The organism is Streptomyces sp. NPDC054796 (genome assembly GCF_053611545.1).
Genome location: NZ_JBSHAO010000036.1, coordinates 24,190 through 48,626 on the forward strand (window position 1 = coordinate 24,190; position 24,437 = coordinate 48,626).

Below are 24,437 nucleotides of genomic sequence, written 5' to 3' on the forward strand. Positions count from 1 at the left end.
CCCCGGCCCCGCGGCCCACACCCTGCCCAGCACCGGCACCGTACGGATCCTCGGAACGGGAGGCATCCCCCGGACGGACGGGATCACCGGAACCGGAACCCCGCACACTCCCCGAACCCGCCACGTCCCCGGACCCGGGCCACTCCGGAACCGAAGACTCCCGACCCCGCACACCCACGTCTACCGCGTCCCCGGCCCCGCGGCCCACACCCTGCCCAGCACCGGCCCCGTACGGATCCTCGGAACGGGAGGCATCCCCCGGACGGACGGGATCACCGGAACCGGGACCCCGCACACTCCCCGAACCCGCCGCGTCCCCGGACCCGTGGGCCGCGCCCGCCCCCACGGGCCCGGCGACCCCATCTGCCCCGGTCCCGGTCCCGCCAGGGCCCCGCCCGGCCCGGCCGGACCGCCCGGACCGCCCGGACCGCCCGGGCGACCCGAACCGTCCCAGCAGCCCGCCCGGCGAGGGCCCCGCGCCTCCGGTCGTCGAGTGCAGCACGGCGCCGAGGACGGTGCCGCCCGCGCCGGTGATCAATTCGCGGATGCGCGCGAGGTCGGCCCGTCGCACCTCGCGCGGGTCGCAGACGACGAGCACGCCGCCGACCCGGTCGGCGAGCGCCACCGCGTCGGCGTAGGAGAGCACGGCGGGTGCGAGGACGACGACGGTCGTGCCGGGCTCCTCGGCCTGCGCGAACAGCCGCGTCGCGGGCGTCGAGACGAGGGCACGCGCGGCGTTGCGCACCCGCGCCCCCGGCACCAGGTCGAAGGCGCCGGACTCGCCCGCGTCGATGGGTATCTGGAGCCCGGTGGGCCAGCCGCCGTCGCCGCGCGAGGGTGTGCGCGCCCAGCCGGGGCGTATCCCGTCGGCGCCGCGCAGCCGTCCGGCGAGGGACGGGGTCCGCAGGTCGGCCTCGACGAGCAGCACCTCCTCGCCCAGTTCGACGAAGGAGGCGGCGAGGTTGACGGACACGGCCGCCGCGGTGCCGCCGTCGCCGCGCGGCGCCGCCACCAGCAGCAGCCGGCGGTCGGCGAGGCGCTGGTCGTGGGCGAGCCGGAAGGCCATCGAGCGGTACTCCTCGGCCGTCCTGCCCTCCGCCAGCAGCGGCCCCGACCTGCGCCCGCGCGGCAGCGTGCCGAGGACGGGCGCGCCCAGGGCCCGTACGACGTCGCCGCGCGAGCGCGCCGCCGGGTCGAAGACGAGCCGCACCCAGGCGCCGAGCAGCCCCAGCCCGAGCCCGACGGCGCCGCCGAGCGCGAGCAGCATGGGCAGTCCGGGGCCCGAGGGCGTGGTGGGCGGCACGGCGGTGCGCACGACGGTTCCGGGGGTGGTGTCGATGGCGGCGAGATCCGCGATCTTGCTGTCGAGCACGGAGAGCTGCGCGTCGGCCGCCTCGTTCGTCCCACGCTGGCCGAGCAGCGGCTTGCGCTGGGCGCGGTAGCCGTCGAGCATCTTCTCGACCTGTGCCTCGGTCTGCCGCTCGCGGTATTCGAGGAAGGCGCGCGCGAAGGCGTTGGAGCGGCGGGCCGCTTCCTTGGCCGAGCCGGAGGAGTAGGTGAAGCGCAGGACGAGGGTGTTGGGCGGGTTGGTGACCTCCAGGCCCTGCTGGAGGTCGTCCGTGTCGCGGACGTCCAGTTCGCGCGCCGCCAGCTCGCCGACCGCGCTGCCCGCCGCCGTCTGGCGCTCGGACTCGATGCTGATGCCCGCGTCGGCGGGTGTACCGCCTGCGGCGAAGGGATCGACGGTGGCCTGACGCAGCGTCACCTCGCTGTCGGCCGCGTAGGTGTCGCCGCCGCCGAGGCCGAGCCAGGCCCCGCCCAGCAGTCCGAGCAGCAGCCCGGCGGTCACCGTCCAGCGGTAGCGCAGCAGTTGGCTGAACTGGTCGCGCAGCAGATCCGGTTCGTCCTGCGCCTGCCCGGCGCGTAACTCCCGCGTCACGTGAAAGAAGCCCCCTCAGCCCTGCTCAGTCCTGCGTGGTGTCGCGGCGCTCCCCGGCGCCCGCACCGCCCCGCACCCCAGTATGCGTACGCCCGCCAGTATGTGCGGGCCCGTCGGCACGCGTACCGCCGCCGCCTCCGGCCCCGGCTCCAGCCCCGGTTCCGGCTCCGGCGCGGCGGGCCGCCGTGCTCTCCAGCGCCTCGTCGACGAGCGCGGTGATACGGGCGAGGCCCGCCTCCCTGCTCAGGTGCTCCTCGACGTATCGCGGCCCCCCGGCGCCCAGCCGGTCCGCCGCCACCGGGTCACCGGCCAGCGACGTGACGGCCGCGCGCAGCGCGGCGGGGTCCTCGGGCGGCACGAGCACGGCGGCGCCCGAGCGCCGCAGCTCGCCCGCCGTGCCGCCGCCGTCGGCGACGGAGCCGACCACGGGGCGTCCGGTGGCGAAGTACGAGGTGAGCTTCGAGGGAACGCTCATGTCCTGGACGGAGGCGCGCTGGGTGACGGCGAGGACGTCGGCGGCGGCCAGCACGTCGGTGAAGTCGGCCTCGTCGGCGGGCGGCAGCAGCTCGACGTTGGGCAGCCCGGCGGCCAGCTCGGCCAGCTTCCGCCGCTGGTTGCCGTCGCCCATGAGCACGACGCGGATGCCGGGGTCAAGGCGGGCCGTCCCGATCAGCACCTCAAGGCCCTGCTTGAGGCCCATGTTCCCCGCGTGCAGAACGACGGTGGTCCCCGCGTCCCAGCCCAGCCGCGCCCTGGTCTCCGCGCGCGGCGCCGAAGGGCGGCGCACATGGCTCCAGTTGGGCACCAGCCTGATGCGCGATCGGGGCACGCCCATGGCGGCCACCTTGTCCACGAAGCTCTCGTGGATGACGCCGACGAGGGTGGCGCGGCCCAGCACGTAGCGCTCCGCCGAGGCGGCCAGCGCCGCCGCCTTCCCGCCGCCGCTGATGCCGCTCTGCCGCGCGGCGGCGCCCATCAGGTCCTGCACGACGGGCACGAAGGGCACCCGGTGACGGTGCGCCGTACGCGCCGCGAGCACGCCGCCCGCGAGGCTCGGCAACTGCGCGAGCACCACGTCGGGGCGGCCTGTGCGGGGCGGAGCGAGGGTGCCGTGCGCCAGGATCGACGCCTCGTACAGGGCCCGTCGCAGCGCCGTCTGGCGGGGCGGCACGGTGTGGCGCCTGCGATGGACGCGCACCCCCGCGCGCTCCTCGGCGGCGCGCCACACGCCCCGGTACTCGGGGTCGGTGCGCCAGGCGGGATAGTGCGGCATCCCGGCGAGTACGTGGACCTCCCAGCCGGGGCGTGCCGCGAGGTGTTCGGCGGTCTGCGCGGCGTACGGGCCGATCCCGGCCCGCTCGGGCGCGTAGTTGGTGGAGACGAGCAACAGCCGCCTGGCCGGTTTCCCCGTATCCGCAGGTATGTGCCCCGGGACGTCCTGCTCCGGCATGTACGTCAGCCCCTCCCCCTTGTCCTCCCCTTCGGCACCTTAGCCGTTACCCCCGCGTCATCCCCACAACATCCGCCCGCAGTCCGGTAGTTGTGTGGTTTTATCGGACGGTCGAGGAGGCGCTGGGGGGCGCCTCTCACCGGACACCGTGGGGGGATTCGGATGACGCAGACCGTGGGCTACGCGCCCGGGGCCTACGACCTGTTCCACGTCGGACACCTCAACCTGCTGCGGCACGCCCGCAGCCAGTGCGACTACCTGGTGGCGGGTGTGGTCTCCGACGAGATGGCCGAGCGCGCCAAGGGCAGACCACCCGTGGTGCCGCTGGTGGAGCGGCTGGCGATCGTGCGCAGCATCCGCTTCGTGGACGCCGCCTTCGTCGAGACCGTGCCGGACAAGCTGGAGACCTGGCAGCAGGTGCGCTTCGACGTGCTGTTCAAGGGCGACGACTGGCGGGGCACCCCGAAGGGCGAGAAGCTGGAGGCGGACTTCCGCACGGTGGGCGTCGAGATTGTCTATTTCCCGTACACCGTGCACACCTCCAGCACCCAACTGCGCCGCGCGCTCGACGTGCTGACCGGGCCCCCCGTCACCCCGCAGGCGGCGCGGACAACTCCCGGAACCACTTGACGAGGAAGCCCGCGAGGAAGAGCGCGTGGGCGGCGAAGAAGACCGCGTAACCGGCGAGGAAGACGCGCTCGCTGCCCAGCAGGAGGAAGACGGCACAGAAGACGCCGTAGTCCACGGGCAGCAGCGCCACGGCACGCACCCGCGAGGGCGCGGGCGGCGAGTGAGCGGGCGCGGGCTTCGTCTTCAGCTTCTCGGTGAGCAGCCCGCCGAAGAAGATCAGCACGGCGGCCCACTGGAAGGCGAGCGGCAGCAGCAGCCAGCCGGGTCCGGGCAGGTCGAAGTGCCGGTAGAAGGAGACGAGTACGGCCGCGTGCAGCGCCGTGATCTTGGCGCAGTCCACGACGTGATCGAGCCACTCCCCCGCCGCGCTGCTCTCGCGGCGCAGCCGCGCCAGTTGCCCGTCGGCGGAGTCGAAGGCGAAGCCGAGGGCGAGCCCCGCGTACACGCCCAGGGCCAGCGGCCAGGACGGCGGGAGGAGCGCGAGCGCGGCGATGGCCGCGAAGCTCCAGGCCGCGCTGACCAGCGTGACCTGGTTCGGGCCGAGCCCAGCCCGGTAGGCGGCTGCCGCGAACACCCGGCCGGCCGGTCTGTTGACGTGGCGCGAGTAGAGCGACACGCCCTTCGCGGTCTTCTGCGCCGTCCGCAGCTCCCGTAACGCCACGCCGAACGCCCTGCGATGTGCCACCGGCCCCCCTGCGGTCCACCCCTTGGTTGCGGCGCATGATGTCATACGGCCTCCGGCGGGGGGCCGTATGAGGAGGGGCGGTAGTGTTCGGATCCGCGACGGGAGCGGGGAGGATGCACGGGATGATGGCGCGAAGGGCGCGACTGCTGGGCGCGGCGACGACGACCGCGGCGGTGCTGACGGTGTCCCTGTCGGGCTGCGTGACGGTGAACGGCGAGGCCGCCGTGATCCCCGCGGTCTCGAAGGGCGAGGCCCAGAAGGTCCTGGAGGAGTTCACCGCCAAGAGCAACAAGGCGAACCGGGACTACGACGCGCGGCTCAACACCACCATCGAGACGGGCGCGCTGGGCGCCATCGACCAGGCAGGGCTCATCTCCCGCAAGAAGGTCAGCCCCGAAGGTGCGAAGGACTACGAGCCGCTGAAGCTGTCCGACGCCCGTTTCCTCATCCCGAAGCAGGCGGGCTGGCCGAAGTTCTTCGTCGCCGACACCCGCAGCAACCGCTCCGAGTCGGCCCGCTGGGTCTTCGTCTTCCAGCGCGACGGCGCGGACGCCGACTGGAAGGCGTCGTACCTCTCGGCCATGGCCCCCGAGGAGTTCCCGGAGTTCGCCACCGACAAGAAGGGCCACGTCAAGGCCGTTCCGACGGGCGGCGGCTCCAAGCTGAGCGTGGAGCCCGACGAGCTGAGCAAGGCGTACACGCGGTATCTCCAGGACGGCAGCGGCGACTTCGCCGACGGCACGCACACCAGCGAGCGGCGCGCGGTACGCGAGCGCACCCAGAAGCGCGAGGGCGTCCGCACCGAGTACGCGGACCAGGAGGCGCGCCCGCCGCAGTACGCGCCGTTCGGGCTGCGCACCAAGGACGGCGGCGCGATGGTCTGGTTCGCCTCGCACCACCACACGAAGGAGACCTACGCCAAGGGCCACCAGCCCCCGGTCAAGAACCCGCTGGTCAAGGCCCTGATGACGGGGACGCCCAAGCAGGCGGTGACCTACATAAGGGTCTCCGAGCAGGTGGTCACCGTCCCCCCGGCCAAGGAGGGCGGCGACATCACCTTCCTGAACCAGATCGACGGCCTCACCTCGGCCAAGGGCGAATAGCCGGCGCTTCCCGCCGGGTGTCCCGCCGGCCGGGCGCCGTCAGCGACGTCAGCGCACCGGCCAGGGTGCGGACTCCTCGTCCTCGTACTCGTACTCCGCGCAGGCGTCCGTGAGGGCTTCGAGCAGGGTCAGCGGCTCGGGCAGTCCTGGCGCGGCGGCGACCGTGGTGGCCGTACCCGTACCCGTACCCGTGCCCGTGCCCGCCGTCGTCGCCGCGTCAGGGCTTGGCCCTTCCGGGGCGGCCGTGGCCTCTGCGGGCGGGCGCACCCAGCGGACCGAGGCATCCTCGGCCTCGCCCGGGAGCTTCGCGGGGGGAACGAGGACGTAGCTGCCCCGGCAGTGCCAGCGCAGGCCCGGGTGCTCGTCCATGGTCTCGGGGTGGCAGTCCAGCTCGCAGGGCCACCACTCGTCCTCGTCGTCCGGGGTGCGGGTGGCGGTGAAGAAGAGCATCCGGTCACCGCCGGACAGCGCGACGGGCCCGAGCGGCACCTCCTCGGCCTCCAGCCGCTTCAGCGCGGCCCAGCCCGCCTCGGCGGGGACGTCGAGCACGTCGTGGGCGCGGCCCGTCGCGGTGATGAAGTTCGCCTGCGGCTGGCTGCGGGCCCAGTTCGCGATCTGCTCGGGGTCCGTCGTGGCCTGGGTCTGCCAGGCGAAGGAGACGGGATGGCGTCCCGGCGTGGGACAGCCGATGCGGACGCAGGAGCAGCCGTACCCGGACGGGTGCGCGGCCGGAGCGAGCGGGAAGCCCGCGGCGGCTGCGGAGAGCAGAAGTTCCTCGCGCGAGCGGGCGGTCTCCTCCGCCGTGCCCCTGCCGCCGCCTCTCGCACCCGAACGGGTGGCCCCGCCCGGCCGTCTGGCCAGGTGGGAGGCTCGGCGCAGCCACTGGGCAATCCTGCTCTCGCGTTCCATCTACCGCCTCACTCGCGACCGTGAACCGTGGTTTCCGAGGGTACGCAGGGAAAGGCGCGCTCAGGACCGAATCCACGGATCACGGATGACTGCCCTCTATCCTGCTCCCTCTCCCCCGACGGCGCGTAGCCGGGGTGGCGGGATGCCGCCCCGATACACCACCCAACCGGCCGTCTTGTCCGGCATATCCGCATTCGCGGATCTAGCTTGTTGAGCATGCTCATCAAGGCGGTACTCGTCCCGCTCCTCTCCCTGGTCCTGGCCGCGCCGCTGCACTCCGCGGTCGCGGCACCGGCCGCCGAACCGGCCGCCGCTCCCCGCGACGACGACCCGGCACGCACCCTCGCGCCCCACGGACGTGTCACCTACACCGCGCACCGCGGCGGCTCCCTCGAAGTCCCCGAGAACAGCATGTCCGGGCTGACGGAGGCCCTGCGGCGCGGCACGGCGTCCGCGCTCGACGTCGACGTGCGCAGACTGCGGGACGGCACCCTCGTCGCGATGCACGACGCGACGCTGAACCGGACGACGACGGCCAAGGGCCCCGTGCGCAAGCTGGACCGGCACCAGTGGGGCAGGATCTGGCTGCGGCACTCGCCGCGGCTGCGCGGAAGCTGGCCGCGCGAGCACCCGCCGACGCTCGCGAAGGTGCTGGACCGCTTCGGCGGGCACACGCCGCTCGTGCTCGAACTCAAGGACCCGGCGGGCCTGGGCAGGCTCGGCTCGATGCTGCGCGGGCGGAAGCTGACGGGCTCCGTCCACGTCCAGAGCAACAGCGTCGCGCTCGCGGCGCGGGCCCGCTCGGAGGGGCTGCTGACCTCGGTCTGGCGCTCGGCACGGCAACTGCGCACGGACCGGCCCGAGCGGTGGCGGCGCACCGTGGACATCCTCAGCGTCGACCACCGCGCCCGCGCGAGAGATGTGCGCAGGGCCGTGGACTCGGGGGTCGCGCGCGTGTGGGGGCACACCGTGAACACCCCGGCGGCGCGGGACCGGATGGTGCGCCTCGGCTGCGACACCATCGTCACGGACGCGCCAGGGCTGCTCTCCAGGACGCCGCGCCGGACGGCGGCGCCGCCCGGCTGAGGGTGCGGGGCCGGGGCGGCGCGGTCAGCGGGGTGCGATGCCGCGCAGCACGTAGTCGACGAGGGCGTCGGCGTACTCGTACGTCAGCGGATCCGTACGCATGAGCCAGCGCGTCTGGAAGGGGCCCAGCAGCAGCTCCGTCGCGAACGCGGCATCGACGTCCCCTGCCACCTGCCCCGCCTCCCGCGCCGCTTCAAAACGACGCACGTACACGTCGCGGCCCGGCTCGGCCAGCCGCCGCACGAACTGTTCGGACAGCGAGGGATCGGCGGCGCCCGCGACGGCGAGGGCGCGGTAGGGGGCCTCGAAGGAGGGGTCGTTGAACTCGTCGACGGTGGCGCGCAGCACGGCCTTGAGGTCGGCGGCCAGGTCCCCGGTGTCGGGGATGCCCTCCTGGTAGGACTCCTCGTCGACGACCCCGGTGAACGCGTCGAGGAGGACGGCGGCCTTCGAGGGCCACCAGCGGTAGATCGTCTGCTTGCCGACGCCCGCGCGTGCGGCGATGGCCTCGATCGTCAGCTTGTTGTAGCCGACCTCTCCGACCAGCCGCATGCTCGCGTCGAGGATCGCCTTGCGGGAGCTTTCGCTGCGGCGCGAGGTGTCCGGGGTACGGCCGGTGCGGCCCGGGTGCGTCCTGGCGGGCTGCTCGCTCTTCTCGTCCATGAGGCCGAATCTAGCAAGCGCGGGAGACGAGACGAATCGTCTTGACGAGACGGAACGTCTCGCCTCATGATGTGCGGACCAACAAGGAGGAGGCGATCCCATGAGCAAGGGACGTGCGGGAAACATGCTGGGCGTCGGCGGCAACCGCTCCCGGCTCTCGCGCAAGGAACTGCGCGGCGGCGGACGGGACAACGCGGCGCACGGCCCCGGCGGCGGCCACCTCGACGCGGCGGCACAGAAGCGCGCACTCCTGCGCAAGCTCAAGGAGTCCCGCGAGGAGAAGCAGTCCGGCGAAGAGAGCGCGGAGAAGGAGCCCAGGAAATAGGGGGTGAACCGCCCCCTGAACCACTCCTACGGCTCTCGGCGGAACGGCTCCTCACGGAGGACCATGGGCGCACCAGCGCACATCGACCCCGTGAGGAGCCTTCGTTGTACGCACCCCGTCGCTTCCTGATGTGCCCACCGGAGCACTTCCGCGTCACGTACTCCATCAACCCCTGGATGGACCCCGCGAAACCGGTCGACCTCCCCCTCGCCGCCGCCCAGTGGGAGGACCTGCGCGACCGCTACCGCTCCCTCGGCCACACCGTCGAGGAGCTGGAGCCGCGCCCCGGACTCCCCGACATGGTGTACGCGGCCAACGGCGCCACCGTCGTCGAGGGACGCGTCCTCGGCGCGCGCTTCGCGCACCGGGAACGGGAGGCGGAAGCGGAGGCGCACCGCGACTGGTACGTCGCGCACGGGTTCGCCGACGTGCGCGAGCCCGAGCACATCAACGAGGGCGAGGGCGACTTCGCCGTCACCGCGTCCTGGCTGCTCGCCGGGCGCGGCTTCCGCAGCAGCCCGCTCTCGCACGGGGAGGCGCAGGAGTTCTTCGGCCGCCCCGTGATCGGCCTCGATCTGGTCGACCCGCGCTACTACCACCTCGACACGGCACTGTGCGTGCTGGACGACACCGTGGACGGCGAGGTCATGTACTACCCGCCCGCCTTCTCAGCCGGGAGCCGCGCCGTGCTGGAACGGCTCTTCCCCGACGCCCTCGTCGCCACCGAACCCGACGCCGTCGCGCTCGGCCTGAACGCGGTCAGCGACGGCCACCACGTGCTGCTCCCGCAGGCGGCGGCCGGGCTCTTCGACCCCCTGCGGGAACGGGGCTACGAGCCGGTGCCCGTCGATCTGACGGAGCTGCTGAAGGGGGGCGGCAGCGTCAAGTGCGTGACGGCGGAGCTGCGCGCGGGGCCCGGCTCCCACGAGGTCAGCCGGGCAGGCGCCTGACCTTGACGGTGCTGTCCGTGCGGGTGGCGGGCCTGCCCTCGGGGTCGTTCTGCACGCGCTCGTGCTCCGCGCAGACCAGCACCTCCCACTCGCCCTCCGGCAGCGCCAGCGACTCGACGACCTCGTCGGGCGTGGGCAGATGCACATCGGGGTGGGGCTCGGGGTGCCACTCGGGGAACCCCGAGTGCCCCACCACGAGCAGCACCCCGCCGGGCGCGACGGCCGCCGCCGCGTCCCGCAGGATGCGCTCGCGCGGCATGTCGCCCTCGGAGTGCAGGAAGGAAGCCGAGACGAGGTCGTAGGTGCCGCCGGGGAAGGTCTCGCCGAGGTCGTGGCGCTGCCACTCGACGCGGTCGGCGACCCCGGCCCGCGCCGCATGCTCCTCGGCGCGGGCCAGGGCGACGCCGGAGATGTCGGTCGCGGTGACCCGCCAGCCCTGCCGGGCCAGCCACACCGCGTCCCCGCCCTCCCCGCACCCCAGCTCCAGGGCGCGGCCGGGTGCGAGCCCGCTCACCTCGCGGACGAGGGCCTCGTTGGGCTCCCCGCTCCAGATCTGGCCGTTCTCGCGGTACCGGGCGTCCCAGATCTCCCGGTCCGACATCTCTGCTGCGGTCATCGCGGCCTCCCTCTCGGTGTCGTCGCGATACTCGCTCGCACGATGCCGCACCGACAAAGCTTGTTGCCGCCTCGGCAACACCCTCTCCGTCTCCGGATGTCAATCCTCGCCGGGCGGCCAGGCGTCGCCCCACTTCGCGTCGCGGGCCGCCTTGTAGAGCGCGCCATGCCGCTTGGTGACGGTGTCACGGCGCAGGGCGACCTCGGGGACGCAGAGGTCCAGCAGGACCTGGCCCTTGCGGATCTGGGGCCTGCGCACGACGCGGGACGGTGCGGGGCCGAGGGTGGCGGTGAGCGCCGGGGAGACGGCGGCGACGTAGCTGTACTTCTCGTCCTCGTACGGGAGCGAGCCGCCCTTCACCTGCCGGTGCAGGGAGGAGCGGCTGACGCGGGCCGCGAAGTGGCACCAGTCCTCGCCGGGGACGATGGGGCAGCGGTCGCTGTGCGGGCAGGGGGCGAGGACGCGCAGGCCCGCGGCGACGAGCTGGTCGCGTGCTTCCCGTACCCGCAGATAGCCCTCCGGCGTCCCGGGCTCCACGACGACGACGGCACCCGGGCCGGTACCGGCCGCGCGGGCCGCCGCTTCGACCGCGGCGCGGCGGTCGGGTCCGGTCAGCTCGCCGAGCACGTACGAGACGGTGACGAGGTCGGCCTCGGGAAGCTCCAGCCCCGCCGTGATCTTCCGTTGCCGCCACTCGGCCGTGCGCAGGGTCTCTTCGCGGGAGGTGCCCGCCAGTTCGCGGCCGAGGGCGAGGGCCGGTTCGGCCCAGTCGAGCACGGTGGTCGGGCGGCCGGTGCCGCCCCACACGTCGGCGGCTGCCCACGTCGCGGCGCCGGTGCCGCCGCCGACGTCCACGTGGGCCGCGGGGGTCCACCCGCCCGCGCGCTCGGCGAACGCGCCGAGCGCGGCGCGGACGGCGCCGAAGGTGGCGGGCATGCGGTAGGCGGCGTAGGCGACCGCGTCGGCGCGGTCGCGCAGTACGGGGGTTTCTGTGGGGGTGCGGCCCCGGTAACTGGCGATCAGCCGGTCCACCGCGGATGACGCCTGCCTCGGCGGCAGGCCGTCAAGGAGCGCACCGAGCGAGGCGCGCAGTTCTTCATCGATCACCGCGACAGTCTAGGTAGGAAACGGGGGGTTGCCGCTTCACGGGGGTGTTGCGCGGAACGGGTCCCCTTCGCGGGGTGCGGAAGGAAACGGGGGGTTGCCGGTTCGTCGGGGGTGTTGCGCGGGACGGCTGGCCGGTGTGGTGGGCACTGTAGGGTCCCGCGCTGATTTTTGTGCGGCTGCACGCAGTGGGGTGGCGGTTCGCCGTTTCCGGGTGCGGGCCGGTGGCTTCGGCGCGGCGTGTGGTTGCGGTGCGTCGCGGCTTGCGCCGCGTGATTCTTGGCTCGGGTCGTGGTTGTGGGCGCGTGGGTGCGGGGTGTCCGGTGCCGCGGTGGGGTGTCTCCTCGGCGTGAAGCTTTCGTTTTCGGCTTTCTGCCGTCGTTCGTCTCGACCTGCGGGGACACCCCACCGCGTCCCCGTCCCGCCGGTGGCCCACCTCCACTCCGGGTCCGCTGGGGCCGGTTCCATGGCGTGCGGGGACACGCTCTCGGCGCGGGACCTACGGTCCCTCCTTCACGGACCAACCGTCCCGCGCAACACCCCCTGCGCAGGGGACGCCTACCCGAGCGCCCCCTGGGGTCTCGTTCGCGTGCTGCGGCACCGGGGGCGGGCGCATGGTGGTGGCGCATCGGTGCTGGTGAGGATGCCGTCCACAGCATGGGAACAAGCGGAGGGGTCACCGGCCGGGAGTTGGCCACCGGGTGGGAGGTGGTGCGGTGGGGTGTCCCCGCAGGTCGAGACGAAGACCGGCGGAAAGCCGAAACTGAGAGCTTCACGCCGAGGAGACACCCCACCGCGGCGCCGACCCCCACCACACAGGCGCCCCATATCCACGGTCCGAGCCAAGAATCACGCGGCGCCAGCCGCATCGCACCGCAACCACACGCCGCGCCGAAGCCACCGGCCAGGCAGCCGAACACGGCGCCAAGCCACACGCACCGCCCCCGTGACGCGGCGCAAAAATCAGCGCGGGACCCTACGGCACCCACCTCACCGGCCCACCGTCCCGCGCAACACCCCCGTGAAGCGGCAACCCCCCGTTTCCTTCCGCACCCCCGCGAAGGGGTCAGCGGACTGCGCGGGCCAGGTGGGTGGCCGCGGTGGCGCGGGGGGTGTTGTCCGGGTGGGGGCGGCGCACGGGGTGGACGGTGTTGGCCAGCAGGACCAGGAACGTGTCGGTGACGGGGTCGAGGACCAGGCTGGTCCCGGTGAACCCGGTGTGCCCCGCGGCCCGCCCCTCGCTCAGGGGCCCCGCCAGCTCCCCCATGAACCAGGGCTGGTCCACATGAAACCCGAGCCCGGGCGGCGCCAGCAGCGTCGCGACGGAGGAGGGCGCGAGGATGCGCGCCGTACCGTAGGCGCCCCCGGTCAGCAGGGTGCGGCACAGCACCGCGAGGTCGGCGGCCGTCGAGAACAGCCCGGCGTGCCCCGCGACCCCTCCGAGCGCGGCGGCGTTCTCGTCGTGGACGGTGCCGCGCAGCATGCCCCGGTCGGCCTTGGCCCAGGGCCTGCGCTGGTCCTCGGTCGCGGCGGCGCGCGCGGCGGGCACGGGCCCGTACCCCGTGTCGGCCATGCCGAGCGGCCCGGTGATGCCCTCCCGTACGAGCGAGGCGAGGCCCCTCCCCGTAAGGCGCTCCAGGACGTGCTGGAGGGCGATCAGGTTGAGGTCGGAGTAGCGGTAGACGCTGCCGGGGCGGGAGAGGAGGCGCTCCTGCCACAGCGGTGCGAGCAGTTCGCCGCGCACCGTGCCGGAACCGGGCGCGGGGGCCGCCTGCGCGTGCTCGTAGAAGGGCAGCTCAGGGCGCAGCCCCGAGGTGTGGGTCAGCAGTTGCCGTACGGTCACCAGTTCCTTGCCCGCTGCGGCGAACTCCGGCACGTATCCGCCGACGGCGCGGTCCAGATCCAGGGCGCCGCGCTCGACCTGCTGCACCGTGGCGATGGCGGTGAACAGCTTGGTCACGGAGGCGAGGTCGAAGAGGGTGTCGGTGCGGGTGGGCTCCCACTGTTCCTCGGGCAGTTCGACGCCCGCCCCGGCCACGGGGTCCCAGGCGGCGTACCGCACGGCCCAGCCGGTGGCGCGCTCGACGACCATGTAAGGGCCGCGCCCCGCGAGCACGACGGCACCGGAGCACCAGCCGCGCGCGGGAAGCGCGTCCACCTCGTCGACGAGCGCGCTCAGCTCTCCGGCCGCCAGCCCCGCGCGCTCGGGGGAGGCGGCCCGTCTCAGTCTCGCGTGCGCCACGGCCTGCACAGTCCCACGAAGGCGACCGCCGCGAGCAGCAGCGCGCAGAGCTGCACGAGTGCCATGGGCACGGCGGTCTGCTCCCCGGCGATCCCGACGAGGGGCGAGGCGATGGCCCCGACGAGGAACTGCGAGGTTCCCAGCAGCGCGGAGGCCGAGCCCGCGGCGTGCGGCGCCCGCATCAGGCCCTGGGAGTTGGCGTTGGGCATCAGCAGACCCATGCCGGACATCAGAACACAGAGCCCGGCGGCGACGGGGAAGAGTCCGACCTTCCCGAAGACCCCCGTGGTCATCAGCAGCAGCGCGACCGCCGCCGCTCCCGTCACGCACAGCGCGAAGCCGAGCACCCGGTCCAGGGAGACCCGGCCGACGAGGATCTTGCCGTTGATCTGGCCGCAGATGACCAGGCCGATGGAGTTGACCATGAACAGCAGGCTGAAGGTCTGTGGCGAGGCGCCGTAGATCTCCTGCATGACGAAGGGTGAAGCGGACACGTAGGCGAAGAGGGCGGCGAAGGCGAAGCCGCCGACCAGCAGATAGCCGGTGAAGACGCGGTCGGCGAAGAGGCCGCGCATGGTGCGCAGGGCTTCGGGGACGCCGCCCTTGTGCCGGTCGGCGGGCGCGAGCGTCTCGGGCAGCCAGCGCATCGCGACGAGCACGAGCAGCGCCCCGATGCCGGTGAGGATGAGGAAGACGCCGCGCCAGTCGGTGAAGCGCAGCACCTGGCCGCCGAGCACCGGGGCGAGGATGGGCGCGACGCCGGATATCAGCATCAGTGTGGAGAAGAAGCGGGCCATGGCGAGCCCGTCGAACATGTCGCGGACGACGGCGCGCGCGATGACGATGCCCGCCGATCCGGCCAGGCCCTGGACCAGCCGGAAGCCGGTGAGCGTGCCGATGGTGGGCGCGAAGGCGCAGGCCGCGCTCGCGACGACGTAGCAGCCCATGCCGATGAGCAGCGGGCGGCGGCGTCCGAACTGGTCGCTCATGGGCCCGACGACGAGCTGGCCGACGGCGAGCCCGAGCAGGCAGGCGGTGAGCGTGAGCTGGGCGCTCGCGGCCGGGGTGTGGAGTGCGGAGCTGACCTCGGGCAGTGCCGGGAGGTACATGTCCATCGACAGCGCGGGGAGCGCGGTGAGGCTGCCGAGTATGAGGGTCACCAGCAGGCCCGCGCGCTGACGGCGGGTGAGCTGGGGCTCGGCCTTGGACTGTGGCTGGGAGCGGGGATGGGGGACGGGAGCGGGGGTCGTGGCGGACAGGGCGGCCTCGCGGGTAGGGCCGGGGTCGGTCATGCACCTCTCCAGGAGATTGTTAACGGCAGACACATTCTCCCAGGGTTTCTGCCCCCGTCCCACACATTTGCCCGAAGCCGGGGTCCGGGGCGGTCCTGGCGGGGCCGCCCCGGCCAGTGCTCACACGGCTTACACGGACTTCAGTCCGGGCTCCCCCGCCTTCGAGACGAACGAGGCGGCCGTGGTGACGGGCGCGCCGGGCGTCGTCACCGCGGAGACCGTGCGGTAGTCGGCGCGCAACTGCTGCTCGTCGAGGGTGAGGAGCACGTAGCCGCGCCGCCCGTTGTAGAACTTCAGGTGCGGGTTGGCCTTCATGAAGGTGCTCCAGTTGGCGGGCTTGTCCGCGCCGTTGCCGCCGCTGGCGATGGAGGTGGTGACGATCTCGACGCCGAGGGTGCGCGAGGCGGTGTCGTCGAAGTCCTCCTTGATGTCGAGCGCGTAGTGGACGTGCACGTCACCCGTGAGCACGACCAGGTTCTCGACGCCCGCCGCGTTCAGCGCCTCCTTGAACCGCTCGCGCGCCGCCGGGTAGCCGTCCCAGGCGTCCATGGAGAGCGGGTACGGGCTGGTGGTGCTGTTGCGGCGGCGGGAGAAGACGACCTGCTGCGGCACGATGTTCCACACCGCGCCCGACTCCTGCCAGCCGGCGGCGAGCCAGCGCTCCTGGGTGGTGCCGAGGAGAGTGCGCTCGGGCCGGTTGGTGTCGTCGGTGGGCACCTTCCAGCCGTCGCCGTTGGACTGGTTGTCGCGGTACTGGCGGCTGTCGAGGATGTCGAGCTGCGCCAGCCGTCCGTAGCGGAGGCGCCGGTAGAGCTGGAGGTCGGCGCCGTCGGGCTGCTGGGGCGGGCGCAGCGGCAGGTTCTCGTAGTACGCGCGGTAGGCGGCGGCGCGGCGGACGAGGAACTTCTCGGAGGACGAGCCGTCCTCGGGGATGTCGGCCGCGTAGTTGTTCTCGACCTCGTGGTCGTCCCAGGTGCCGATCCAGGGGTGGGCAGCGTGGGCGGCCTGGAGGTCGGGGTCCGAGTGGTAGAGGGCATACCGCAGGCGGTAGTCCTCCAGGGTCACCGTCTCCTTGTTGAACCGGGAGGGCAGCTTGAGGTCGGCGTCGTTGCGGTCGCCGCCCTTCGCGTCGACGGCGTACTCGTACAGGTAGTCGCCGAGGTGCAGCACCGCGTCGAGGTTCTCCTCCTCGGCGAGGTGCTTGTAGGCCGTGAAGTAGCCGTCGTGGTACGCCTGGCAGGACACGAGCGCGAAGCGCAGCGTGCCCGGGTCGGCGTCGGCGGCGGGCGCGGTGCGGGTGCGGCCGGTGGGGCTGGTCCACTCGCCTACGGTGAAGCGGTAGTAGTACCGGGTGGCCGGTTCGAGGCCCTCGGGCACGACGTGCACCGCGTGGTTGAACTCCGGGTGCGCGGTGACGTCGCCGCTGGTCACGCCGCGTGTGAACTGCTCGTCGAGGGCCAGTTCCCACGTGACGGTGACGGGCTCGGCGGGCAGGCCGCTGCCCGCGACGTACGGCTCGGGTGCGAGTCGGGTCCACAGGACGACCGAGTCGGGAAGCGGATCTCCAGAGGCGACACCCAGTCTGAAGGGGTTCTTTTCGATTCTCATGGGATCGAGTGTCGTCACAGCGTGGGCGGTATTGGGAAGGTTCGTGCCGAGAGCGAGTGCGACGGCGGCACCCGTCGCGGTCACGAATCGCCGTCGCCCCAAGTGGCGGGCAGCGGCCCGCAGTTCACTGTCTGCGCTCAAAGGCTGCGTCATACATCCGAGTGCAGCGAGCGCGGTGGGCGAATCGCTGTCGGGTACGCGTCACGAACATGACCATCCGATGGCGGCGGGCCCGCGGTCGGGCATCACGTACCCTGCGCGCATGACGACAGAGGTCAACGGTTTGTTGAACGACGCGCGCTCCCCCAGGACCGCGCTGGTCACGGGCGCGGGCTCGGGCATCGGCCGCGCGGTGGCCCTGGCGCTGGCGGGGGCCGGCTGGCACGTCGCGCTGGCGGGCCGCAGGACGGGTGCGCTGGAGGAGACGGCGGACCTGGCGGCGCGTACGGAGCGGGCGGATCGGGCGGCGCGTACGGAGCGGGCGGCGCGGGCCTCGTCCACGTCCACCTCCGTCGTACGGGCCGACGTGACCCGGCCCGACGAGGTCACCGCGCTCTTCGACGCCGTGCGCGAGCGCCACGGCCGCCTGGACCTCCTCTTCAACAACGCGGGCCGCTTCGGGCCCGCCGTGCCCGTCGACGAGCTGACGTACGAGGACTGGCGCGGCGTGGTCGACGTCAACCTCACCGGCGCCTTCCTCTGCGCCCAGGCCGCGTTCCGGACCATGAAGGAGCAGTCGCCCCAGGGCGGCCGGATCATCAACAACGGCTCGCTCTCCGCCCACGTGCCGCGCCCCCACTCCGTCGCGTACACGGCGACGAAGCACGCGCTGACCGGTCTGACCAAGTCCCTCTCCCTCGACGGGCGCCCGTACGGCATCGCCTGCGGCCAGCTCGACATCGGCAACGCAGCCACCGACATGACGGACCGCATGGGCAAGGGCATCCTCCAGGCCGACGGCACGACCGCGCCGGAACCGCTGATGGACACGGCGGACGTCGCCCGGACGGTGCTGCACATGGCGGAACTGCCGCTGGGCGCGAATGTGCAGTTCGCGACGGTGATGGCGACGGCGATGCCGTACATCGGGCGCGGCTAGCGCGACGTCGGGCGGGGACGGGGACGGGGACGGGTGCGGGCGGGCGGGCCCGGGACCGGACGGGGTGTCCCGTACGGCCCCGGGGGACGGCGTGGGCTTACGGCTTGGCCGCGGGACGTGCGGACAGTTGCGGATACAGCAGGGCCGGGTCCTCGCCGAGCCGTGACTTCCACTGGGCCGTCCGCCCGTCGGCCAGCACTTCGAGGGAACCGGCCTCAAGGCCGTCCAGGGCCGCACGGGCGATCGTGTCCGGGTCCGACTTCTCGTCCTCGATAGCGGCCATCATGTCGGTGTCGACGCTCGCCATGGCCAACGCCGTGACCTGGGTGCCCTGACCGGCGAGTTCGTACCGGATGCCGTTGGTCAGCGCCCAGGCCGCGGCCTTGGAAGCGCCGTAGCTGTTGGAGTGCTCGTACGCCATCCACGCCATGACGGACAGCACGTTCAGCACGGCACCGCCGCCATGGGCGCCCAGGACCGGCGCGAAGGCACGCACCATGCGCAGGGTGCCGAAGAAGTTGGTCTCCATCTCCAGCCGGATGTCCCGCTCCGCGCCGTCGGTGAGCCGGGCGAAGGTCGAGACCCCGGCGTTGTTGACGAGCAGTGTCGTGTCTCCGGCCGTGGCCGCGGCCCGGGCGACGGACGCGTCATCGGTGACGTCCAGCTCCAGCGGGACGACACCGGGAATCTGCGGGACGGTCTCAGGGCGGCGCGCTGCCGCGTAGATCTTCTTGACGCCCCTGCGCCGCAACTCGGTGACGAAGCTGTGCCCGATACCCCTGTTCGCGCCTGTGACCAGCGCGATCTCATCTCGAATGTTCACGCTCGCTACGCTAGAACCTCACGTCGACGTGAGGGTCAAGTGCGGGAAGGAAGAAAAGTGGCGATGAAGATCGGAGAGCTGGCTCAGCGGGCCGGCGTGAGCGTGCGCGCGCTGCGCTACTACGAGGAGCAGGGCTTGCTGAGCCCCGAGCGCACACCGTCGGGACAGCGCCGCTACACCGAGGACACCGTCGAGGTGGTGTGCCTGTTCCAGCGGTTCTACGCGGCCGGCCTCAGCAGCCGTGCCATCGCGGCACTGCTGCCCTGTGTGAACAACGGCAGCCCCAGCGCCGCACAGCGTCGCATGCTCGGCGTCGAACGGGACCGCCTCGCGGCGAGAGTCGAGGAGATGGCCCACACCCTCCACCGGCTCGACCAGCTCATCACCGCCGCCACCACCGCCGCCACCGGCCACCACCACAGCGAAACCCGTCACCCCCTGCCGTAGCCGCCGCGCACCCGCACCCGGAAAATGGCCCGGCTGGCCGCATACGACGAGACGGGAACAGGGGGCACGGACACCGATGAGCGAGCCGTCGCCGGTGAACTTCGGCAACTACCAGAACGACATCTACCTCAACGGCCTCGACGGGCACCTGCCGCCGTTCACCACCGACCTGACCGCGCTCGGCGCCTCCGCGCGCGAGCGGCTCGACCCCGGCGCCTTCGGCTACGTCGCCGGGTCCGCGGGCTCGGGCGCCACCCACCGCGCCAACCGCGAGGCGTTCGAACGCCACCGCCTCGTCCCGCGCATGCTGCGCGACGCGACGGCCCGCGACCTGCGCACCCGCGTCCTGGGCACGGACATGCCCGCGCCTGTGCTGCTGGCCCCGGTGGGCGTCCAGTCGATCGTGCACCCGGACGGCGAGCTGGCCACCGCGCGTGCAGCGGCCTCCCTCGGCGTCCCGATGGTGCTCTCGACGGCCTCCTCGTACACCGTCGAGCAGGTGGCGGAGGCGAACGGCCCGGACGCGCCGCGCTGGTTCCAGCTCTACTGGCCGAACGACGACGATGTCTGCCTCAGCATCCTCGACCGCGCCCGCCGCGCGGGCTTCACCACCCTCGTCGTCACCCTCGACACCTGGACCCTCGCCTGGCGGCCCCAGGACCTCGACCAGTCCTACCTCCCCTTCATCCGGGGCGTCGGCACGGCCATCCCCTTCTCCGACCCCGCCTTCCGCGCCGGGCTCGCGCAGCCTCCCGAGGAGGACCTGATCGCGGCGGTGCTGCGCTGGGTGCCGATGTTCACGGGCACGGACAGGTCGTGGGAGCGGCTGTCCTTCCTGCGGGAGCACTGGGACGGGCCGATCGCGGTCAAGGGCGTCCAGCACCCGGACGACGCACGCCGCGCCGTGGACGCGGGCATGGACGGGGTGATCGTCTCCAACCACGGTGGCCGCCAGGTCGACGGCGCCGCCGCTTCCCTCGACATGCTGCCCGAGGTGGCCGAGGCCGTCGGCGACCGTACGGAGGTGCTCTTCGACTCCGGCGTCCGCACCGGCTCCGACGTCCTCAAGGCCCTCGCCCTGGGGGCGCGGGCCGTGCTCGTCGGCCGCCCGTACGCGTACGGGCTGGCGCACGGCGGCGAGGAGGGGGTGCGGCACGTGCTGCGCAGCCTGCTCGCGGACCTGGACCTCACCCTGGGTCTTTCGGGTCACCGGACGCCGGGCGAACTGTCCCCTGACTCGCTGCGTCAGCAACCCGCCCGTCCCGCCCGGCCCGCCCGGCCCGTCTGAGCAGCAGCCCGGCCGCCGCGGCGAGGAAGTAGATCTGGATACCGTAGACGGCGCTGGGCACGGCCATCTCGGTGCTGTCGAGCAGGGCGGGGCTCAGCGCGATGGTGAGGGAGAGGGTGGTGTTGTGCATGCCGATCTCCATGCAGCAGGCGACGGCCTGCCGGTGCCCGGCGCTCACCAGGCGGGCCGCCGCGTAGCCCGTCGCGAGCGAGACCGTGCCGAACGCGGCGACGGCGAGACCGACGTCGGCGAGGTAACCGCCGATGTTCTCCGCTTCCGCGGCGACGGCGCCCAGGATGATCCCCGCGACGATCACCAGCGAGACGGCCTTCACGGGGCGCTCGGCGGCTTCGGCGAAGCGGGGGCGCCTGGCCCGCACGTACATGCCGGTCGCGACGGGTACCAGCACGAGCAGGAACACCTGCGCCGTCTTCTCGAACCGCAGCCCGACCGTGCCGGTGCCGGTGCCGTCGCCGCCGGGCGCGAAGTGGTCCAGCCCGAGGTTGACGACGACGGGCAGCGTGAACACGGCGAGCACCGAGTTGACGGCGGTGAGCGTGATGTTGAGGGCGACGTCGCCGCCGAAGAGGTGGCTGAAGAGGTTCGCCATGGTGCCGCCGGGCGAGGCGGCGAGCAGCAGCATGCCGACGGCGAGCGCGGGCGCGAGCCCGAGGACGCTCACGAGCCCGAAGCACACGAGGGGCAGCAGCACGAGCTGGCACGCCAGCGCGGCGACGACGGTACGCGGGTACTCCCGTACGCGCCGGAAGTCGGCGACGGTGAGGCTGAGCCCGAGCCCGAGCATCACGACGGCGAGCACGGCGGGGAGCAGGACGGTCACGAAGGGCGAGTCCACGGGGTCAGGGTGGGGGCACGGGTGCCAGGAGTCCACATCCGTGCGGGGTCGCTTCGCGCTGGGCGGTTCGCCGGTACGGGGTGTGTCCGGGCGCTGCGCGGCCGGGGCGGGCGTGGCCGGGCCGGGCTTCCTCGTCCGGGGCGGCGCCCTTGTCCGGGGCGGCCCGGCGTGGGTGATCGCGGGCAGGGGGCCGCGGGTAGGATGGACGGCACGGCGGACGAGCCGGCCGGGCGGTCGCGTCGGGGTCCCAGGATCCCGCCGAGGAACGTCCGGGCTCCACAGAGCAGGATGGTGGGTAACGCCCACCCGGGGTGACCCGCGGGACAGTGCCACAGAAAACAGACCGCCGGGGCCGCGAGGCTCCCGGTAAGGGTGAAACGGTGGTGTAAGAGACCACCAGCGCCCAGGGTGACCTGGGCGGCTAGGTAAACCCCATCCGGAGCAAGGTCAAGAGGGGCCGTCGGCTGACGGCCCTGCGCGGATGTCCGAGGGCTGCTCGCCCGAGTCCGCGGGTAGACCGCACGAGGCCGGTGGCAACACCGGCCCTAGATGGATGGCCGCCTCCCCCGGCGCCGCGAGGCTCCGGGGAGACAGAACCCGGCGTACATGGCCGACTCGTCCGCCCCACCTCACACGGGCCCTGGCACGGGGCCCCTGTCCGCGACCGGGAACACGGGCAACCGGGCGTCCGGGGTCACCCGATGGTTGCGGAGCCGACTCCGGGACACTGACGGTTCGTGCCCGTCTCCTGGTGGTTCGGCGCGGGCTCACCCGGCTCCACTGACACTCCGGCCCCGCAGTAGGAGCAGTTCGAGTAGCCGCATTCGTACGGGTCGGATCGTCCGTGCATGAGCGCCTCCTGCGTGAAGAGGACTCGTCCCCCAGGTCACACCAGCAGCATGTGGATCTTCGCGCCGCTGTGGAACTCGACACCGAGTCCGGCGTTCTGGCTCTTCTTGCCGTACGCGTAGACGCACGCCAGCTCCGGATGTGCGGTGCCCGCGAGCACGGCCGCGAGATACTCCGCGGTCTGCCGGTCACGGCCTCCGCCGGGCATGGGGCGCGGCTCGACCGGAGCCGGAGGAGTGCCCTCGACCGGGGTCGTCTCGGGCTGCCCCATGTCCTCGCCAGGCGTACGGACCCGGGTGATCGCGTGCCGGACCGTCCGCCCGGCTACCGTCAGCTCGATACCGTGCGGACGCCTGGTGCCGTCCTCCCACAGCTCGGCGGACGCGATCTCGGGAGCTGCGCGGTAGGCGTCGAGAGCCATGGCCTGGAACCGGTCAATGCGCATTTATGACTCTTTCTCATGTGTCGGTGGCGCCCTCAATCTAGGGGGCGTGCGGGGGCGCATCCGGTCGCCAAGGAGACCGGATGCGGGTGCGCCCGGGGCCCGTCCACCCGTCCCCTGGACCGCTGCCGACGGTTCCCCAGAGGCCGGGCGATCAGGGTTCGACGGTGGCCAGTTGGAGGGTGCGTCCGCCGACGAGGGGTGCGGTGAGGATGACGGTGCGTCCCTCGTGTTGCAGTGCCTTGCCGATGCGGGTGTGACGGGCGTGCCACCAGTGGCGGGGCGCGAGCAGTGTGGACACGCAGTCGCGGGTTTCGCCGTTCACCGTGATGCGTTCGCCCTTCTCGCGGAGGCACAGGGGGTGGCAGGCGTGGGCGGTGAGGAGGGTGGCGAGGTTGCCTTCCATGATCTCGATGACCTGGCCTCGCGGCATCGGGCGCGGGTAGCTGGTGAGGAAGACGGGGCCCTGTGGCAGCTCGTACATGAGGCGTACGGCCCGGTCCTGGATGCGGCGCATCACGAAACGCGCTTGCTGGCCCTCGAGGACGGCGACGGGGAAGCCCGCCGTGTCGGCCCAGCCGTGGGGGTCGTAGAAGACGTCTTCGGGATCGGCGGGGATGAGAACGGTGTGATCACGGGGCACAGGGCTACTCCGGGGGTTCAGCGGGTGGCGGTGACGTAGACGAGGGTGACGATGAGTGCGGCGAGGACGGTGATAGAGGCGATCTGCTCGCGCCGCCCCGGCGGGCACAGGGGGCAGGCCAGGACGGGCTGTTCCGGGCCGTGCCACTGGACGATGCGGCCCTCTGCCGTCCAGCAGCCGCACCGGGCACAGACTCCGGTCACGGTGTGCGCACCACGCGCAGGGTGGGCGGTGATTCGGCATCCGGCTGCGGCTCGGTGTCGTCGGTGCGGCGTTTGCCCGCGCCGGTGAAGACGGTGATGGCACGGGCCACGGTCTCCCCCGTGACCTCGGCGCGGATCGCGGCGAGGGGGAGGTAGGCGCCGTGGAGGGGGCAGAGCCACACCGGCTCGTGCCATGGATAGCGCGCTGTGGCCAGGTAGCGCACGACGGGGCCCACGTGACCGCCGCCCTCCACCTCGCACGTGCGGCCGGTCACCGCTCCGCCCCCGGCCTCGCGGCGCGAGTCTCGTCCTCGGCGGCGATGTCGGCCGCACACCCGTCACACACCTTCACCGGAACAGTGCGCGTACGTGTCTGCGGGCTCGCACCCCGCTCATCACCCGAGTACAGGTCGAGGACGGTCTGTGTGCCGGGTGCCTTGCGGCAGCGGAAACAGCACTCGGCAGCCCGCCGCGCACAGTCGTCGCAGAGCTTCACCGGAACAGTGCGCGGGGCTGCCGCGTCCCCGGCGGACACGACGTAGATCTCCACCGCGCCCGGCCGCTGACGGCAACGGACACAGCGCGCGCTCACCATCCGGCCCCGCTCTCGTGCTCGCGGGGCCCGTGCTCGGCGCGGATCACGGCGTCGAGCACCACGTACAGCAGCCGCGCGTCGGTGAGCCCGTGCTCCGCCCACCCTCGTAACCAGTGGGGGGACATGGAACGGGTGCACCAGGCGGGCGGGATCGTGAGGTACTGCGTGGTGCTGAGCAGTTGCACCCACGAGGTCTCGGGAATCACCCAACCCCGCGTCGCGCCAGGCGGCACCAGCCACGTCAGACGGTTCCCGTACGGATCACGGATCACCGCCCCCGACTCCCGCCCGAGCCGCGCCAGCACCCGATCCCCCAGATACACGGGGACGACGGCCGCATCCCAAAACACCCCGGCGGGCAGCAACTCGGCGGCCACCCCGGTGGGTGGGGCCCACTGTGTGGCGGTTTGCGGTTTCAAGGTTTTCTCCCTGTAGCTGAGCGTGACCGCTCGTAGGAGTAGCGTTTCCCATGTGCTCGCGCAGGCATGGACGTACCGTGTCCGCGCTGTCCGCAGCGGTGCGGACAGCGCGGACACGGGGAACGGTGAGCGATGGCGGGACCTTCGGGCAGGCACTGCGACGGCTGCGCG

At 72.8% G+C, this 24,437-nt stretch carries 25 protein-coding genes and 1 other RNA gene; 9 read left to right on the top strand and 17 right to left on the bottom strand.

What is annotated here, in order from left to right; translation table 11 throughout:
* Together ACWGJ2_RS26465 and ACWGJ2_RS26470 are read right to left on the bottom strand one after the other, a co-directional pair.
* Positions 1–1,939 (bottom strand): hypothetical protein (locus ACWGJ2_RS26465; protein ID WP_453348732.1); only part of this gene is annotated, 1,939 nt, incomplete at its 3' end.
* 25 nt (positions 1,940–1,964) lie between these two features.
* Positions 1,965–3,389, bottom strand: a complete 1,425-nt coding sequence (locus ACWGJ2_RS26470; protein ID WP_453348733.1) for a glycosyltransferase family 4 protein — start codon at positions 3,387–3,389, stop codon at positions 1,965–1,967.
* Between the two features lie 162 nt (positions 3,390–3,551).
* Here ACWGJ2_RS26470 and ACWGJ2_RS26475 point away from each other — a divergent pair, with 162 nt between their 5' ends.
* Positions 3,552–4,019, top strand: coding sequence for an adenylyltransferase/cytidyltransferase family protein (locus ACWGJ2_RS26475; RefSeq protein ID WP_453348734.1), 468 nt, complete (start codon positions 3,552–3,554; stop codon positions 4,017–4,019).
* On the opposite strand, the gene ACWGJ2_RS26480 is transcribed toward ACWGJ2_RS26475, so the two are convergent.
* The gene (locus ACWGJ2_RS26480; RefSeq protein ID WP_453348790.1) at positions 3,979–4,665 is read right to left on the bottom strand and encodes a CDP-alcohol phosphatidyltransferase family protein; all 687 of its coding nucleotides are present in this window, start codon (positions 4,663–4,665) and stop codon (positions 3,979–3,981) included. The genes ACWGJ2_RS26475 and ACWGJ2_RS26480 overlap by 41 nt on opposite strands.
* 161 nt (positions 4,666–4,826) lie before the next feature.
* Here ACWGJ2_RS26480 and ACWGJ2_RS26485 point away from each other — a divergent pair, with 161 nt between their 5' ends.
* The gene (locus ACWGJ2_RS26485; RefSeq protein ID WP_453348735.1) at positions 4,827–5,807 is read left to right on the top strand and encodes a hypothetical protein; all 981 of its coding nucleotides are present in this window, start codon (positions 4,827–4,829) and stop codon (positions 5,805–5,807) included.
* Between the two features lie 48 nt (positions 5,808–5,855).
* Here ACWGJ2_RS26485 and ACWGJ2_RS26490 read toward each other — a convergent pair whose 3' ends face one another.
* A complete protein-coding gene (locus ACWGJ2_RS26490) occupies positions 5,856–6,716 on the bottom strand; it encodes a bifunctional DNA primase/polymerase (RefSeq protein WP_453348736.1) in 861 nt (286 codons plus the stop codon).
* 216 nt (positions 6,717–6,932) lie between these two features.
* Here ACWGJ2_RS26490 and ACWGJ2_RS26495 point away from each other — a divergent pair, with 216 nt between their 5' ends.
* The gene (locus tag ACWGJ2_RS26495; RefSeq protein WP_453348737.1) at positions 6,933–7,802 is read left to right on the top strand and encodes a glycerophosphodiester phosphodiesterase; all 870 of its coding nucleotides are present in this window, start codon (positions 6,933–6,935) and stop codon (positions 7,800–7,802) included.
* A 24-nt stretch (positions 7,803–7,826) separates the two neighbouring features.
* On the opposite strand, the gene ACWGJ2_RS26500 is transcribed toward ACWGJ2_RS26495, so the two are convergent.
* Complete coding sequence (locus ACWGJ2_RS26500; RefSeq protein WP_453348738.1) at positions 7,827–8,465, bottom strand: TetR/AcrR family transcriptional regulator; 639 nt, start codon at positions 8,463–8,465, stop codon at positions 7,827–7,829.
* Positions 8,466–8,565: 100 nt separating this feature from the next.
* Between ACWGJ2_RS26500 and ACWGJ2_RS26505 the strand changes: the two genes are divergently transcribed.
* Together ACWGJ2_RS26505 and ddaH are read left to right on the top strand one after the other, a co-directional pair.
* Positions 8,566–8,790, top strand: coding sequence for a DUF6243 family protein (locus ACWGJ2_RS26505; RefSeq protein WP_453348739.1), 225 nt, complete (start codon positions 8,566–8,568; stop codon positions 8,788–8,790).
* Between the two features lie 104 nt (positions 8,791–8,894).
* On the top strand, positions 8,895–9,740 hold the full coding sequence (gene ddaH / locus ACWGJ2_RS26510; RefSeq protein WP_453348740.1) for a dimethylargininase: 846 nt from the start codon (positions 8,895–8,897) through the stop codon (positions 9,738–9,740).
* On the opposite strand, the gene ACWGJ2_RS26515 is transcribed toward ddaH, so the two are convergent.
* From ACWGJ2_RS26515 to ACWGJ2_RS26535, 5 genes are all read right to left on the bottom strand, one after another.
* Positions 9,721–10,356 (bottom strand): SAM-dependent methyltransferase, encoded by a 636-nt coding sequence (locus ACWGJ2_RS26515; RefSeq protein ID WP_453348741.1) that lies wholly within the window; start codon positions 10,354–10,356, stop codon positions 9,721–9,723. The two genes, ddaH and ACWGJ2_RS26515, sit on opposite strands and share 20 nt — an antisense overlap.
* Positions 10,357–10,455: 99 nt before the next feature.
* Positions 10,456–11,463 carry a small ribosomal subunit Rsm22 family protein gene (locus tag ACWGJ2_RS26520; RefSeq protein WP_453348742.1) on the bottom strand — a complete coding sequence of 336 codons (1,008 nt, stop codon included), beginning with the start codon at positions 11,461–11,463 and terminating at the stop codon, positions 10,456–10,458.
* A gap of 1,063 nt (positions 11,464–12,526) precedes the next feature.
* Positions 12,527–13,711: a serine hydrolase domain-containing protein gene (locus ACWGJ2_RS26525; protein ID WP_453348743.1), complete on the bottom strand. Its 1,185-nt coding sequence runs from the start codon at positions 13,709–13,711 to the stop codon at positions 12,527–12,529.
* On the bottom strand, positions 13,684–14,994 hold the full coding sequence (locus tag ACWGJ2_RS26530; protein ID WP_453348744.1) for a multidrug effflux MFS transporter: 1,311 nt from the start codon (positions 14,992–14,994) through the stop codon (positions 13,684–13,686). Before ACWGJ2_RS26530 ends, ACWGJ2_RS26525 begins: the two co-directional genes overlap by 28 nt.
* A 129-nt stretch (positions 14,995–15,123) precedes the next feature.
* Positions 15,124–16,755 carry an alkaline phosphatase D family protein gene (locus tag ACWGJ2_RS26535; protein ID WP_453348745.1) on the bottom strand — a complete coding sequence of 544 codons (1,632 nt, stop codon included), beginning with the start codon at positions 16,753–16,755 and terminating at the stop codon, positions 15,124–15,126.
* A 109-nt stretch (positions 16,756–16,864) separates the two neighbouring features.
* Between ACWGJ2_RS26535 and ACWGJ2_RS26540 the strand changes: the two genes are divergently transcribed.
* A complete protein-coding gene (locus tag ACWGJ2_RS26540) occupies positions 16,865–17,701 on the top strand; it encodes an SDR family oxidoreductase (RefSeq protein ID WP_453348746.1) in 837 nt (278 codons plus the stop codon).
* Between the two features lie 97 nt (positions 17,702–17,798).
* Here the strand turns inward: ACWGJ2_RS26540 and ACWGJ2_RS26545 are convergent, their stop codons facing one another.
* The gene (locus ACWGJ2_RS26545) at positions 17,799–18,524 is read right to left on the bottom strand and encodes an SDR family oxidoreductase (RefSeq protein ID WP_453348747.1); all 726 of its coding nucleotides are present in this window, start codon (positions 18,522–18,524) and stop codon (positions 17,799–17,801) included.
* 63 nt (positions 18,525–18,587) lie between these two features.
* On the opposite strand from ACWGJ2_RS26545, the gene ACWGJ2_RS26550 reads away from it, so the two are divergent.
* Both ACWGJ2_RS26550 and ACWGJ2_RS26555 read left to right on the top strand, forming a co-directional pair.
* Positions 18,588–18,971 carry a MerR family transcriptional regulator gene (locus ACWGJ2_RS26550; RefSeq protein ID WP_453348791.1) on the top strand — a complete coding sequence of 128 codons (384 nt, stop codon included), beginning with the start codon at positions 18,588–18,590 and terminating at the stop codon, positions 18,969–18,971.
* 76 nt (positions 18,972–19,047) lie between these two features.
* Positions 19,048–20,259, top strand: coding sequence for a lactate 2-monooxygenase (locus ACWGJ2_RS26555; protein WP_453348748.1), 1,212 nt, complete (start codon positions 19,048–19,050; stop codon positions 20,257–20,259).
* On the opposite strand, the gene ACWGJ2_RS26560 is transcribed toward ACWGJ2_RS26555, so the two are convergent.
* Positions 20,159–21,115: a bile acid:sodium symporter family protein gene (locus ACWGJ2_RS26560; protein WP_453348749.1), complete on the bottom strand. Its 957-nt coding sequence runs from the start codon at positions 21,113–21,115 to the stop codon at positions 20,159–20,161. The two genes, ACWGJ2_RS26555 and ACWGJ2_RS26560, sit on opposite strands and share 101 nt — an antisense overlap.
* Before the next feature lie 218 nt (positions 21,116–21,333).
* Here ACWGJ2_RS26560 and rnpB point away from each other — a divergent pair.
* Positions 21,334–21,737, top strand: an RNA gene (gene rnpB, locus ACWGJ2_RS26565) — RNase P RNA component class A.
* 264 nt (positions 21,738–22,001) lie between these two features.
* Here the strand turns inward: rnpB and ACWGJ2_RS26570 are convergent.
* The 5 genes from ACWGJ2_RS26570 to ACWGJ2_RS26590 all read right to left on the bottom strand — a co-directional run bounded on the left by ACWGJ2_RS26570 (position 22,002) and on the right by ACWGJ2_RS26590 (position 24,266).
* Complete coding sequence (locus tag ACWGJ2_RS26570) at positions 22,002–22,409, bottom strand: hypothetical protein (protein WP_453348750.1); 408 nt, start codon at positions 22,407–22,409, stop codon at positions 22,002–22,004.
* 151 nt (positions 22,410–22,560) lie between these two features.
* Positions 22,561–23,049 carry a hypothetical protein gene (locus ACWGJ2_RS26575; protein WP_453348751.1) on the bottom strand — a complete coding sequence of 163 codons (489 nt, stop codon included), beginning with the start codon at positions 23,047–23,049 and terminating at the stop codon, positions 22,561–22,563.
* A gap of 17 nt (positions 23,050–23,066) precedes the next feature.
* Entirely contained in the window at positions 23,067–23,252 is a 186-nt protein-coding gene (locus ACWGJ2_RS26580) for a hypothetical protein (protein WP_453346971.1), read from the bottom strand.
* Positions 23,249–23,527 carry a hypothetical protein gene (locus ACWGJ2_RS26585; RefSeq protein WP_453348752.1) on the bottom strand — a complete coding sequence of 93 codons (279 nt, stop codon included), beginning with the start codon at positions 23,525–23,527 and terminating at the stop codon, positions 23,249–23,251. Before ACWGJ2_RS26585 ends, ACWGJ2_RS26580 begins: the two co-directional genes overlap by 4 nt.
* A 313-nt stretch (positions 23,528–23,840) precedes the next feature.
* A complete protein-coding gene (locus tag ACWGJ2_RS26590) occupies positions 23,841–24,266 on the bottom strand; it encodes a hypothetical protein (protein WP_453348753.1) in 426 nt (141 codons plus the stop codon).
* Positions 24,267–24,437: the final 171 nt, after the last annotated feature.